We start from the raw sequence: 13156 nt of genomic DNA on the forward strand, positions 1-13156 counted from the left end.
CACCGGGGCGGGGACATGGCTGATCTCATAGCGGCGGGGCTCACGCTGTTTGGCGGTGCCGCCGAGCCGCTTGAATGCCTCATGGAAGAAGGACTCGATGTAGTGCGGTTGCAGGCGGCGGGCGTCGGCGCGCTCCATGTCCTCGCGGATGCGCTGGACCCGGCTGGCGTCCATGGCGTCGTGGGCGAGGACGCGCTCTTCGATCAGGTCTTGCAGGTGGCCCCGGTCGAGCGTGGTGTCGAGCACCGTGGTGAGGAAGGCTTTGACCTCGGGCCGTTCGCCGTGGCGGATCGCCTCGATCAGCAGCTCGCGCAGTGACTTGCCCTGAAACTGGAGCTTACCGAGCACGTCGAAGACCTGCCCGCCCAGGGCCTGGCGCGCCTGTTCGAGCTTCTCCAGGAGTTTGCGGTAAACATCGCCCTCGCGGGTGTCGTCAGCCACCAGGTTCCACAGGTGGCAGACCTCGGTTTGGCCGATGCGGTGGATGCGCCCGAAGCGCTGCTCCAGCCGGTTGGGGTTCCACGGCAGGTCGTAGTTGACCATCAGGTGGGCGCGTTGGAGGTTGATGCCCTCGCCCGCGGCGTCGGTGGCCAGCAGGACTTGGACCTCGGGGTCGTGTTTGAAGGACTCCTGGACCTTGAGGCGCGCCTCCCGACCGATGCCGCCGTGGATGATGACCACGGCGTCCTTGCGTCCGAGCAAGGTGGTGATGCGACCCTCCAGGTCGTTCAGCGTGTCGCGGTGTTCGGTGAAGATAACCAGCTTCTGGTGCGGCGACGGCGTGGGCGGCGGGATCGATCCCGCTCCGTAAGGTGTCTTGGGTTCTTCGATGCGGTCGGCTAACGCAGCCGGGGTGAAGACCTCGCCAAGCAGACTCGAAAGCTCCATCCACTTGGTGTCGTTGCCGCTGCGGCGCACGGTCAGGGCCTGGGCTTCGAGCCGACGGAGGGTGTCGATTTCGATGCGCAGTTCGGCCATCGAGCGCGCGGCAGTGGCCTGGTCAAGGATGGCCTCTTCGGCTGTCGCGACCTCGTCTTCGGGGGCGTCTTCGAGATCTTCGAGGTCGTCGGCGTCCAGTGCCGCAGTCGGGGGCGGGACGCCCCCGCTCCGATGGAGCACGTCAAGCTCGCGCAACCGACTTTCCAGCCGCTCGCGGCGACGGCGCAGGGACTGGTAGATGGCCTCGGGCGAGGAGGCGAGACGCCGTTGCAGGATGGTCAGGGCAAAGCCGACGGTGCCGGCGCGCTTGTCGTTCTCCAGGGCCTCGGCGCGGTTGAACTCCTCACGCACGTACTCGGTGACTGCCTGGTAGAGCGCGGCCTCGGGGTCCGAGAGCTGGTAGGGCACGGTGTAGGCGATGCGCTCGGGGAACAGCGGGGTGCCGTCGAACTTGAGCAGGCGCTCCTTGACCATCCGGCGCATCAGGTCAGAGCAATCGGCGGTATGCACGCCGTCGCGGAAACGGCCCTCGAAGCGGTCGCCATCGAGCAGGGCCATGAAGAGCTGGAAGTCCGCTTCCTTGCCGTTATGCGGCGTGGCCGACATCAGGAGGAAGTGCCGGGTCAGGGTCGAGAGCAGTTGCCCGAGCTTGTAGCGCTTGGTGTACCTTGCCTCGCCGCCGAACACCGTGGCGGATAGCTTGTGGGCCTCGTCGCAGACCACCAGGTCCCAGCGGCAGTCCGGGATCTCAAGCTTCTGCTGCACGTCCTCATTGCGCGAGAGCTTATCGAGACGCGCGATGGCGAGGTTGGTCTCCAGGAACCAGTTGCCGGTGCGTGCGGCCTCCAGCTTATCGTTGGTGAGGATCTCGAAGGGCAGGTGGAAGCGCCGGTACAGCTCGTCCTGCCACTGCTCGGCCAGGCTCCCGGGGCAGACGATCAGGCAACGTTGCAGGTCGCCGCGAGCGACCAACTCCTTGATGAGCAGGCCCGCCATGATGGTCTTGCCGGCGCCGGGGTCATCGGCCAGCAGGAAGCGCAACGGCTGACGCGGCAGCATCGCCTCGTAGACCGCGGTGATCTGGTGCGGCAGCGGGTCGACCATGGAGGTGTGCACCGCCAGCACCGGATCGAATAGGTGGGCGAGGCGGATGCGGTGGGCCTCGGAAACCAGGCGGAAGAGCGCGCCGTCACCATCGAAGCTCCAAGGGCGGCCCTGTTCAACCAACTCCAGGCGGGCTTCGTCGTGGCGGTAGAGCAACTCGTTGGCGACCTTGCCGGCCGAGGTCTTGTAGGTCAGCTCCAGCGCCTCGGAACCGAACCACTGGACGCTGACGACCGTCACCAGGGCATCGGGGAGGATGCCGCGGATGGCTGCGTTGGTCTGGAGTTGTTCGAGCTGCATGGCTTGACTGGTTGCATCCTTGTTCTTGTGGGGCACCAGTCTGGCACTATCCACGTCCATCTGCACGTGCCGCCCGCGCAGATCTGCCGAACGCGGACCACTCGGGATGCACTGGCGGGCCGCCGGCAAATCGGGGAGGGACCTCAATCATCGCCTTGTTGATCAACACCGCCACCGGGAACATGACGACGGAACGCGTCGGCGGCCTGGGCGATGGCCAACAAGAAATCATCGCTCGGGTCCGGCGAGGCGGACACGTCGGGCAACGGAGAACACATCGTGGCGAGTCGGCGAATGTCATTGACCATGCGGCCAATCTCGCTCGCCGTGAGCCGCTCCTGGAAAAACGGACGGCGCGAGACCCGCCTCAATTCGTCAAGTTGCTGTTCGGCGGAGGCAAGCTGAAAGCGCCCATGTCGCCACTCTTCGTAAAGTCGGTCCGGCGGCGTACCGCGAACCATCAAGGCGGACAATAAGATGTTGGTATCGAGAACGAGACGCACGGCGACGCTACTGACCCTGGCGACGCATCTCCGCCCGGACCTCACGCGTGGCTTCGTCGATCATCGCCTCCAATAGTTCCGGCGCGATGTCCTGATTGCGATCCTTCACGACCTGAACCGTGCGATCAAGTATCCGCCAACGCACCGCGTCCTCGACGAACTTGGAGAGATCGCCCTTCTTCATGCCTTGTGCACCAAGGAAACCGCGCAGCGCTCGATCAGTGTCTTGCGACACTTTGATTGTCCAACGGGTTGCTTCGGTCATGTTGCCTCCTAAGCGCATAGACGTCTATGCGCCTTTATACAACGGGATCTGGATCGGACGCCAGGGCCGTTGCTCTGGGTCATCCCGGTGCTGCGGCGCGTGCCGGCAGTTCGGCAAAGTTGTAGTTAACGCTGGTCACGCCAAAATCCGGCTCCCGCTGGAAGGGGCGGCGCAGGTAGTGGACCCGGTGCGCGTCGTCGTCCAGGAACTCGACGATGGCGAGTTTGAAGTCGTCCGGTTTGTTGAGCGAGTACAGAATCTCGTTGCGGGTCACGGTGATGGTCGGGGCGCCTTCGATGCGGCCCTTCACCTCTTCCAGCCGTTCTTGCAGCCGTCCCTGCGGAATGTAGGCACGCTTGCGCGCCTCGCCGGAGTTGAGTCGGGCGTTGGGCTTGCCCGCGGACTCTCATAACCTTCTGCCGGACAGTTGTCTCCTGATAATGCATGGCTCCCCCGCTCACGCCTCTCGCTCCTCTCCCCTCACTCCTCGCCCTAGCTTCGTGAAGGGGCGACTGAAGTCGCCCCTACAAGTCGCCCACAAGCCCTTACGGACTGCGTCGCCGCGCGCCATGCGGCGGCCGCACCGAAGCACTCACGGATAGAGCCGCAGGCCCAGGGTCTCGTCCAGCCAGCGCGCCTCGTCCTCCGCCAGACGCTGTTCCAGGTCACCCGGCGCGGCGTGCGGGTCATCCACCCACTCGCGCAGCAAGGGGCCGCCGGCCAGCAGGTCGATGGCCAGGCGTTCGGTTTCGTATTCGTAAGGGAAGACACGCCAGAGCGGATAGTCCGGGTACTCCAGGCGCAGCGACTTCAGCAGCAGCGCGGTCAGCCGGTAGGGCCGAAACTGATCGTGCCGGTACGCGGCGGTGTCGGTATGGAACTGGAGCCCGGAGCACAGGGTGCCGACATGCTTGTGGAAGGTGGGCTCGAACCAGCAGGGCCGGATCAACACGCCCGCGGTCCAGGCGCAGCAGAGTGACTCCATGCGCGCCAGGATGCGCTCGCAATCGATGTCCGGGGCGCCGACCAGCTCCAGCGCGACCGTGGTGCCGCGCCCTTCCGAGAGCGTGGTCCCCTCCAACAGCACGGTGCCCGGAAAGCAGCGCGCCATGTTGAGGCTGGAGGCGTTGGGGCTCGGGTTAACCCAGGCGAGTTCCGCCAGCGGCCAGCCATAACCCGGTGCCGCATCCGGTCGATAGCCGTCCATCGACACCACCCGCAGATCCAGATCCCCGCCGCGTCTGGACACGAACCACCGCGCCAACTCACCTAGGGTGAGCCCGTGCCGCATGATCAGCGGTCCGGCCCCGACGAAGCTCTCCCAGCCCGGCTCCAGGATGCTGCCCTCGATCGGCCGGCCCGCGGGATTGGGCCGATCCAGCACCCACAGGGATTTGCCGGCCGCGGCACAGGCGTCGATCAGGTACGCCAGCGTGGTCACATAGGTATAGATGCGGGTACCGATATCCTGCAGATCGACCAGGAGCACATCAAACTGCTCCAGCATCGCCGCGGTCGGGTAGCGCACGGCGCCGTAGAGACTGAAGACCGGAATGCCGTGCCGCGGGTCCAGGAAGTCCGCGCTCTCCATCATGTTGTCCTGCTTGTCCCCGCGCATCCCGTGCTGGGGGCCGAAGGCGGCGGTGATGCGCAGGTCATCCAGCGCCATCAGGGCATCCAGACTATGACGGCCCTGGGCGGTGACCGAGGCGGGATGACCGAGCAGGGCCAGACGCCGGCCGTGCAGGGGTTGACGCACTGCCGGGTCGGCAAGCAGACGATCGATTCCAAGTTGGATCATGGGCGGGCTGGGGTCGACAGGCAGGAGGTAACCAGGACGGGGGATTGTCACCGATTCCAGGCAGCAACTCAATCCGCGCGGCGCCTGGGCAGCAATTCCAAATTCGAGGGTCTCGTGCGACCCCTGGTGGATGCGGCGCGCACAACCGCCGTGCCGCGTCCCGAACACTGTGCGGCGCGCCTTATCCACCCTACAGCAGCGCCGGTTTCGTCGGGTGGATAAGCGCAGCGCATCCACCATCAAGCCCACCGACGGCTCCATGCGCGGTGCTGCCACCCAAACTGTGAACTGCCGGCACCTTCAGCCGGTCGCCAGGTGCTTCTGCAGCCGATACAGCAAGGTGTCGCGCGTCAGCCCCAGCAGCCTGGCGGCACGGCTCTTGTTGCCGCTGGCCAGCGCCAGTGCCTGACGGATCAGTTCCGCCTCCAGCAGGTTGAGGTCGATCCCCTGGGGCGGTAACTGGAAGTCGGCGACGGCCGGCTCGGGCGGCTCCCCGCTGACCAGTTCGCGCGGCAAATCCTCCGGCATCACCGGGCGACCAGGATACAGGATCACCAACCGCTCACACAGATTGGCGAGCTCGCGCAGGTTGCCCGGCCACAAGTATCGCCGGAACAGACGCTCCGCCCCGCCATTGAGTCGACACAGTTTCAGACGATGGCGGGCTGCCGCGGTGCTCATAAAATGGGCGGTCAAGACCGGGATGTCGAGGACCCGGTCACGCAGTGGCGGCACCTCGATCGGAACCACGCTCAAACGCAGGTAGAGGTCGCGCCGAAAACGCCCGTCAGCGACCGCGGCATGCAGGTCCAGGGCCGAGGCGGCGATCACGCGGGGTCCATCGGCCGCGGCAGTCTGGTCCGTGGCCGCGATGACGTGGAGCAGCCGCGCCTGATCGGCGGCAGTCAGTTCTCCGATCTCGTCCAGGTAAAGGGTGGCGCCCACCTGGGCAACATCAGTGGTCGCCGCGCCGATGCACGCAAGCAGCCCGCCATCTGGTGCACCGGCACAATGAAACGGAACAAAGGGGGCCTGGCCGCGGGGGCTGAACGCATGGATCTCGCGGGCCAACGTCTCGCGCCCGCTGCCCGGTTCGCCGCGCAGCAACACACCGACATCCGTCGCCGCGACCATCCGCGCGGCATTGCGCATGCGTTGAAAAGCAGGGGAAACGCCGATCATCTCGCACCTCATGAGCACAGAACTCTCAGTTACCGGCATTGTATCCCTGGAAATGCAGCGTCACCAAACCTAGGGCGATGACCATAAGCCCGGCCATCATCTTGAAGCGGCGGTCTTGTCCCAGACGATACAGGCTGCCGGCCAGGAAACCGGTGGTCAGCAGCGGGAGTAAGGTCCCGACGCCGAACAGCGCCAGATAGACGGCACCGGCCGCGGCACTGCCCTGGGCCGGAACGCTGATCAGCATCCCGTAGACCAGGCCGCACGGCAACCAGCCCCAGATTGCACCGAAGAGCATCGCTTGCGGGAGGGTGCGCACCGGCAGCAGACGCCGTCCCCAGGGCTCGATCCGCTGCCACAGGGGTGCACCGAGCCGCTCAAGCGCTGCCATCCGCGGCAGCCAGCCGCCGATCGAGAGCCCGATGCCCACCACGATGACGGCCGCCAGCACCCGCAACCCGTCGTAGGCCCAAGCGTGGGCGCTCATGTCCAGCATCAGGGCGCCGAACCAGCCAAACAGGGCACCCGCGCCGGCATAAGAGAGAATGCGCCCCAAATTGTAGGCAAACAAGAAGGCGCCGAGCCGTGCCGGCTGTTCACGCACCGACACCGGCAGGGAGAAACTCAGCGCCCCGACGATCCCGCCGCACATACTCACGCAGTGCGGGGCACTCAACAGACCGACCGCGAGGGCCAGCAGGAAATTGGTATTCATGTTGAGAAAATTCGCTCAGCGATCACCTGTCAGCGTTCACCTTGAACTGGAAAACGAGTCAAGATTCCAGCCACGACCCTGACCAGAAATTTCTTGACAGGATTAACAGGATTTACAAGATTGAAAATGAATAACATATTGTAAATCTTGTTAATTCTGTCTAAATGTATTGGCTTCGGGCGCGCCGTACTATTCGGGACCGCCCCCTAAGGCGATTTCCGGCATGTAGGGGCGGCTTGCGTCGCCCCTACACGTCGGTAGATCATTTTCCGGAAATCACCTTATCATCAAGGTGTGGAGCAACGCCAACCACCGCGCATGGCTCGCCCGGCGGACGGCAACGGCACCGGCGATGTCAGAGCACCTTTACCACAGGAGCGGGGACGTCCCGCCGACGGTTTCGGGGCGGTAGGCCCCGACTCCGATACGCCCGTCGTCCCCGCGACCCCACCCGGCAGCATCCAAACTGAGGAGTCGTATTCTTGGAGTTTCTGAAGGCCAATCTGGACCTGGGCGTCATCGGCGTCCTCGGATTCATGAGTTTCCTGACCGTCGCATTCGTCATCGAGCGCTATCTGCACTTGGCGCGGATCGATCTGGCCGCCTACGACCACCTGGAGGACCTGGAACTCGACCTCACCCGCCACCTCACCGTGATCGCCAGCGTGGGCGCCAACGCCCCCTATGTCGGGCTGCTCGGGACCGTGCTCGGCATCCTCATCACCTTCTATGATATCGGCCGCGGCGGCACCCTCGACACCGCCGCCGTCATGGTCGGCCTGGCGTTGGCGCTCAAAGCCACGGCCCTGGGCCTGCTGGTCGCCATTCCCTCGATCGTTTTCTACAACGCCTTGCTGCGCCGGGTCGAGGTTCTCAAGGTCCGCTGGGGCCGGCAACGGCGGTCCGCCGACGCCGCCGTGAGCGCCAATCCATGATGAAAAAAATGGATCAGATCAACGTCATTCCCTTCATCGACATCATGCTGGTGTTGCTGGCGATCGTGTTGACCACCGCCACCTTCATCGTCGAGGGGCGCCTGCAAATCCGGCTGCCGACCGCGGCCAGCCAAGACGCGCCCGAGACCATCGAGCCGCGCGAAATCGCCATCGACGCCGACGGCCAACTTTACTTCCAAGCGCTGCCGCTGGGCGTCGGCGCACCGGGGCTCAATGCCCTGGCGCCGAAACTCGCCGAACTCGAACCCAGCACCCCGATCGTCCTGCGGGTCGACGCGGCGACCCGCTTCGCCGCCTTCATCGCCGTGGTGGATCAGCTCAAGGCGCGCGGACTGGAGCGGCTGTCGATTCTCACCCGCCGACCGTGACCAGCGGCCACACCTGCCGGCACTGCCTTGCGCTCGGCCTGCTCGCCTCCGTCCTGATCCATACGGCAACCTGGCTGGCATGGCGGGTCGCGCCGTTGCCGCCGCCGATACCAGCCATGACCGTCATCGACCTGGACCTGGCCGTCTTCGAGGACACGACCGATGCCGCCGCCGTCGGCGAATCGGTCCCGACCGGGCCGGCGCCATCCGACGCGGCCCCGACACCGGAGCAAGCCGAGGTCGCGCCGCCGGAGCCCGCACCTGCCGCACCACCGGACCCAACCGCCGCGGTCGCGGAGCCGACGCCGACGCCGACGCCGCCGGCCCTGGAACCTGTGCCCGTGCCATCCGTCCAACCGACCCCCGTCCGGGCACTCAAGTCGTCGCCCCGGACGGAACCCAAACGTCGGCAGCAGCCCAAGCCGACCAAACCCAAGCAGGCGCCGGCGACTCCGAAAGCCAAACCCAAAGCGGAACCCAAGCCGAAACCGATAACAGCGGCCACGCCGACCCCCGAGCCACGACCCAAAGCGCCGGAACCCACACGGACGCAGACCAGCGCGGATCAGACCACCGCCAACGCGCCCCTACCAAGCACAACGCCGCGCAAGCAGACGGCACCGGCCGCGGCTGCCGCCGGCGGCGTCGGCGCCCGACCCAAGGCTGCGGATGGGGGGCCCGCGGGTGCAGGAGCGCGACCGGCCGTCGGTGCAACCAGCGCCGCCGCACGCGCCGCCGCGGAGCGCGCCTATCTCGCCGAACTCCAACGCGCCATCAGCCGGTACCAACGCTATCCGGACGAGGCGCGCAAGCGCCGCAAGACCGGGGTCGCGACGGTTGCCTTCGTCGTCACGGCCGACGGCCGCATCACCCAGGCGCGGATCAGCAAGAGCTCCGGAGACCCGGACCTGGACCAGGCCGCGGTTGCGGCGCTCAACCGGCTGGGCCGCTTCAAACCCATCCCGGCCGCGATCGGCCGCGCCAGTTGGCCCATGCGGGTCCCCATCCGCTTCGATCTTCGGTGACGACCGGGGTGACTGGTTTTCTGCCCGACAGGCCGTATAGTGTCCCACCAGGATGCTGCATCAGCATTTGGCGATCGACCGCTTGACGAGGAGCCCGACCATGGCCGCACCGAACCTTGAGCATATCCTCCCCCTCCAGGAGCAGCTCAACGCCCACCCGATCTACGCGGCCATCCGCGATCTCGCGGACCTGCGGGTCTTCATGCAACATCACTGCTTCTCGGTCTGGGATTTCATGTCCCTGATCAAATACCTGCAGCGCCATGTCGCACCCGTTCAGGTACCCTGGGTGCCCACCGGCAACCCCAGCCTGCGTTATTTCATCAACCAGTTGGTGCTGGAAGAAGAGTCCGACACCGCCCCGACGCCCGACGGCGGCGTCCGCCATGCGAGCCATTTCGAGTTCTACTGCGAGGCCATGAACGAGATCGGCGCGGACGGCGACCTGCCCCGGCGCTTCCTCGCCCGGGTCGCGGAGCAGGGCCTGGACAAGGCGCTTTATTCCGATCTGGTGCCGCTGCCCGCCCGCTATTTCAGCGAGACCACCTTCTGCTTCATCAACGAGGACAAGCCCCATGTGGTGGCTGCCGCCCTCGCGGTTGGCCGCGAGCGGCTGATCCCCGGCATGTTCCGTGAGTTTCTCAAAGGCATGGCGTTGGGACCCGAGCAAGCCCCGGCCTTTCACTACTACCTGAACCGCCACATCCATCTGGACGAGGACTTCCACGGCCCGCTGTCCATGGACCTGCTGACCGCCCTGTGCGCCGATGACCCCCAGCGCCTGGAAGAAGCCGAGACCGCCGCGGAAGAGGCGATCTGTGCGCGCATCCGCTTCTGGGACGGCGTGTTGGAGGCCATCGAAGCGCGGCGCCGCGTCGGCTGAACGCCCGCCGGGGGCCGCCGTCAAAGGCGATTACCGAAGAACGTCGTACCGCGCGGACTCAACCTCCGGTGACCGGGGCGACGCGACCGGAGGCCGACGCTTCAGCGGGCGGCGCCGCCGCATTCGGCTAAAACCTCGACCTCCGGTCTGTGATGCGGATGCAGCAAAGTCCGCAGGGGGCTGTAGGTGCGACTTCAGTCGCACCGATTCGGGCGCAGGTGCGACTGAAGTCGCACCTACACTGACCGGTATCCTAATTGTCGGTCATCACCCGAACCCGCCCCTAAACCAATAATCGGTCTGGATAGGCGGCATGGAGGCTAGATCAGCGACGATTGAACCGCAGCGCGGTTCCCCGGTTGTTGGACCAGCGCCAGCCAGCCGGCGACCGGCAAGCCCCCCTCGTGGCGCAGCACCACCGGCTCCAACCGCCGAACGGCAAGGCCCGACCGCTGCGCCAGCGCTGCCAAATAGACCTTTGAGTGGGCATACCGGCCGTGATGCTGTAACCGATAGTCGCCAGGCGCGTCCTCCCCCAGCGCTTCAACCGTAAAGCACAGCCAACCGCCCGGGCGCAGTGCCCGGGTGGCCGCCGCCATGGTCTCGTCCAGCGCACCGAAGTAGACCAGCGTATCGGCCGAGACAATAAGGTCATAGCCGCCTGGGTGTTGCTGCAGATAGGCGCAGAGCTCGGCATGCTGCAGATCGTCGTAGAGGTTGCGCCCGCGCGCCTTGCCCAGCATCCCGTTGGAGAGGTCCACCCCCGTCAGGGTCCTGGCGAACGGTTTGAGCAGCGGCGCGCACAAGCCGGTGCCGCAGCCGGCATCGAGTACCGCCAAGTCCGCCGCGGGCGCCCCCGCGCAGGCCGCGACCGCCTCACCCACCAGCGTGGGAGCACGGTACTCCAGCATGGCCAGCCGGGCGTCGAAGCTATTGGCAAAGTGATCAAAAACACACTGCACATAGGCGTCCGAGGCACGCTCCGGAACGTCTTGCCCGGTACAGGCGGCCAGGTAGTGCAGGGCTTTGGGGTTATCGGGCTCTTCGGCCAGCCACTCGCGGTAGATCGCAGCCGCTTCCTCGGGGTGCCCCGACCGGCATTTGGCGTTGCCCAGCAGTTCACGTGTGAAGGCATTCTTCGGCTCGTGCGCCAGGGACTCGCAGGCCTGGGCGAACGCCTCATCGGTCCGCCCCTGTTTGAAGTAGAGACCAGCCAGGGCGTTCCTGGCCGCGATGAAGTCCGGGGTCAGTTCGATCGCGCGCAGCAGGCAGCGCTCCGCCTCCGGATAGCGGCCGAGCGCCTTGCACAGCACCCCATAGTTGTGGAGCGTATCCGGACGATCCGCGTCGACGGCGAGCGCCGCGCGATATTCCTGTTCGGCGTCTTCAAACCGCTGGTTATCAAGCAACAGATTGCCCAGGTTACTGCGAAATCCGGCATGATCCGGCACCAGCGCAATCGACCGCTTCATGAGGCGCACCGCGTCCTCGTCGCACCCCTGATGGTGCGCCAGAATCCCGAGAAAGTGCAGCGCATCGGGGTGATTAGGCACCTGGGCGAGCACTCGCGTGTATACCGCAAAGGCGTCGGCGTGATGGCCGGAGCTGTGCAGGTTGGTCGCGAGGAGCATGGCGTCGTCGATGGTGACCGGCTGAGTCAGATCGACCTCGCTGAGATCTCGGATGGAATCCATGGTAAGCAAGCGTCTCCGGTTCACTGCGTCGCACGAATGACCTGCCGAACAAGACCCGTGCCCATGACACGAGAACGCGCCTTACGCTGCCGGCAGAGGTGAGGGGGCCAGTGGAACATTATAGCCATCGGACGTGATAACCGGACGGGGCGGGTTTCAAACCCACCCTCTACGGCGCGGGAAACCGGGCGTGCCGTTACGCTACCATAACCCGACCAGTCGAACGTGATTGCCGCCTGCAACCCAACCGCGCCAACGGAAACACCATGATCCAGATTTCCTACATCAGTTCCGCCACGGAGCCCATGCACACGGACGAGTTGCTGCGGCTGCTGCAATCCTGCCGGGAACACAATGCCGGCAACGGCGTGACCGGGATGCTGCTCTACGGCAACGCGACCTTCCTGCAAGTGCTGGAGGGCGACGAGCCGGTGATCGATGACCTGATCGAGCGCATCCGCCAAGACCCGCGCCACACCAACCTGCAGATCCTGCACCGCAAGACGATCGAACGCCGCCAGTACTCGGACTGGAGCATGGGGTTCAAACGGGTCGCCGCCAAGGAGTTGCAGGGCGTCGAGGGACTGCGCGACTTTAGCGAACGTGATTTCAACCCCGACTATCTCATGCAGCACGATGCCATCGTGCAGAGCCTCATGAATCACTTCCGCAAGGAGCGCTTCAAGACCATCGGTCAAAGTGAACTGGGAGTCGATGAAGAAGACCGCATGATCAATGTGCTGCACTTCATCATTCGCGGCGCGGTGCGGGTGCTGGCGATTTTGATGGTGGTGACCATCCTGTGGGGCGTGGCCGACGTGGTCATGGTCCTCTACCACCAGGTGTTGCTGCCGTCGGTCAAGGAATTGGGCACGCACGACATCGTCGTCACCTTCGGGGCCTTCCTGGCGGTGTTGATCGCCATCGAAATCTTCATGAACATCACGCTCTATCTGCGCGACGATGTGGTACACGTCAAACTGGTGATCGCCACCGCGCTGATGGCGATCGCCCGGAAGGTCATCGTCTTCGATTTCGCCAAGATCGAGCCGATGTATGTCCTGGCGACCGCGGCGGTCATCCTGGCCCTGGGGCTCATCTACTGGCTGATGGACAGCGAAGTCACCTGGGGGCACGCCGGGCGGCGGCGTTGAGGCATTGGTCATCGTTCCGGCGACCGGAGGTCGAGGCTTTAGCCGGTCCGGCGCACAGACACCACAGATCCGGACAGCGCCTTGGTGTAGGGGCGGGTTTGAAACCCGCCCCGACGTCCGGTTATCACGTCCGATGGCTATCACAGCCCTGGAAGGAACATCAAGCCACCCCGGAAGAAGTCCCCCGTGGGAGCGGCGTCCCGCCGCGATGCGGTGCCGCGGTGACCGCGAACGCTGCGGCTGCGCGCCCGGCCCCATCGCGGCGGG

13 protein-coding genes are annotated in these 13156 nt (G+C 65.4%); 5 read left to right on the forward strand and 8 right to left on the reverse strand.

Going from position 1 to position 13156, the window contains the following annotated elements:
- From QZY03_RS30190 to QZY03_RS30220, 7 genes are all read right to left on the reverse strand, one after another.
- The coding region (locus tag QZY03_RS30190) for a DEAD/DEAH box helicase (protein ID WP_295587800.1) at positions 1–2397 on the reverse strand (2397 nt) is incomplete at its 3' end.
- Between the two features lie 89 nt (positions 2398–2486).
- A complete protein-coding gene (locus tag QZY03_RS30195) occupies positions 2487–2846 on the reverse strand; it encodes a putative toxin-antitoxin system toxin component, PIN family (RefSeq protein WP_295587802.1) in 360 nt (119 codons plus the stop codon).
- Between the two features lie 7 nt (positions 2847–2853).
- Positions 2854–3111: a ribbon-helix-helix domain-containing protein gene (locus QZY03_RS30200; protein WP_295587804.1), complete on the reverse strand. Its 258-nt coding sequence runs from the start codon at positions 3109–3111 to the stop codon at positions 2854–2856.
- Between the two features lie 79 nt (positions 3112–3190).
- On the reverse strand, positions 3191–3457 hold the full coding sequence (locus tag QZY03_RS30205; RefSeq protein WP_367268256.1) for a DUF3883 domain-containing protein: 267 nt from the start codon (positions 3455–3457) through the stop codon (positions 3191–3193).
- 246 nt (positions 3458–3703) lie between these two features.
- The gene (locus QZY03_RS30210; protein WP_295587806.1) at positions 3704–4912 is read right to left on the reverse strand and encodes a DUF1343 domain-containing protein; all 1209 of its coding nucleotides are present in this window, start codon (positions 4910–4912) and stop codon (positions 3704–3706) included.
- Positions 4913–5212: 300 nt separating this feature from the next.
- Entirely contained in the window at positions 5213–6094 is an 882-nt protein-coding gene (locus tag QZY03_RS30215) for a sigma 54-interacting transcriptional regulator (RefSeq protein ID WP_295587808.1), read from the reverse strand.
- A 25-nt stretch (positions 6095–6119) separates the two neighbouring features.
- The gene (locus tag QZY03_RS30220; protein ID WP_295587810.1) at positions 6120–6809 is read right to left on the reverse strand and encodes a sulfite exporter TauE/SafE family protein; all 690 of its coding nucleotides are present in this window, start codon (positions 6807–6809) and stop codon (positions 6120–6122) included.
- 482 nt (positions 6810–7291) lie between these two features.
- Between QZY03_RS30220 and exbB the strand changes: the two genes are divergently transcribed.
- From exbB to QZY03_RS30240, 4 genes are all read left to right on the forward strand, one after another.
- Positions 7292–7744 carry a TonB-system energizer ExbB gene (gene exbB / locus QZY03_RS30225; RefSeq protein WP_295587812.1) on the forward strand — a complete coding sequence of 151 codons (453 nt, stop codon included), beginning with the start codon at positions 7292–7294 and terminating at the stop codon, positions 7742–7744.
- Positions 7745–7752: 8 nt separating this feature from the next.
- Positions 7753–8133 (forward strand): biopolymer transporter ExbD, encoded by a 381-nt coding sequence (locus tag QZY03_RS30230; RefSeq protein WP_295587814.1) that lies wholly within the window; start codon positions 7753–7755, stop codon positions 8131–8133.
- A gap of 116 nt (positions 8134–8249) precedes the next feature.
- Complete coding sequence (locus QZY03_RS30235; RefSeq protein WP_295587816.1) at positions 8250–9158, forward strand: energy transducer TonB; 909 nt, start codon at positions 8250–8252, stop codon at positions 9156–9158.
- A gap of 100 nt (positions 9159–9258) precedes the next feature.
- Positions 9259–10041 (forward strand): DUF3050 domain-containing protein, encoded by a 783-nt coding sequence (locus QZY03_RS30240; protein ID WP_295587818.1) that lies wholly within the window; start codon positions 9259–9261, stop codon positions 10039–10041.
- A 320-nt stretch (positions 10042–10361) separates the two neighbouring features.
- Here QZY03_RS30240 and QZY03_RS30245 read toward each other — a convergent pair whose 3' ends face one another.
- Positions 10362–11735, reverse strand: a complete 1374-nt coding sequence (locus QZY03_RS30245; protein WP_295587820.1) for a tetratricopeptide repeat protein — start codon at positions 11733–11735, stop codon at positions 10362–10364.
- Positions 11736–12001: 266 nt separating this feature from the next.
- Here QZY03_RS30245 and QZY03_RS30250 point away from each other — a divergent pair, with 266 nt between their 5' ends.
- The gene (locus tag QZY03_RS30250; protein ID WP_295587822.1) at positions 12002–12889 is read left to right on the forward strand and encodes a phosphate-starvation-inducible PsiE family protein; all 888 of its coding nucleotides are present in this window, start codon (positions 12002–12004) and stop codon (positions 12887–12889) included.
- Positions 12890–13156 lie beyond the last annotated feature (267 nt).

The organism is uncultured Lamprocystis sp. (assembly GCF_903933125.1).
In the GTDB taxonomy this organism is placed as follows: Bacteria; Pseudomonadota; Gammaproteobacteria; order Chromatiales; family Chromatiaceae; genus Thiodictyon.

Bases quoted from the DNA above. Each gene is read 5' to 3' on its own strand.
- QZY03_RS30200 (WP_295587804.1), bottom strand. From the start codon at position 3,111: ATGACCGAAGCAACCCGTTGGACAATCAAAGTGTCGCAAGACACTGAT.
- QZY03_RS30210 (WP_295587806.1), bottom strand. From the start codon at position 4,912: ATGATCCAACTTGGAATCGATCGTCTGCTTGCCGACCCGGCAGTGCGT.
- QZY03_RS30215 (WP_295587808.1), bottom strand. From the start codon at position 6,094: ATGATCGGCGTTTCCCCTGCTTTTCAACGCATGCGCAATGCCGCGCGG.
- QZY03_RS30220 (WP_295587810.1), bottom strand. From the start codon at position 6,809: ATGAATACCAATTTCCTGCTGGCCCTCGCGGTCGGTCTGTTGAGTGCC.
- QZY03_RS30230 (WP_295587814.1), top strand. From the start codon at position 7,753: ATGGATCAGATCAACGTCATTCCCTTCATCGACATCATGCTGGTGTTG.
- QZY03_RS30235 (WP_295587816.1), top strand. From the start codon at position 8,250: ATGACCGTCATCGACCTGGACCTGGCCGTCTTCGAGGACACGACCGAT.
- QZY03_RS30240 (WP_295587818.1), top strand. From the start codon at position 9,259: ATGGCCGCACCGAACCTTGAGCATATCCTCCCCCTCCAGGAGCAGCTC.
- QZY03_RS30245 (WP_295587820.1), bottom strand. From the start codon at position 11,735: ATGGATTCCATCCGAGATCTCAGCGAGGTCGATCTGACTCAGCCGGTC.
- QZY03_RS30250 (WP_295587822.1), top strand. From the start codon at position 12,002: ATGATCCAGATTTCCTACATCAGTTCCGCCACGGAGCCCATGCACACG.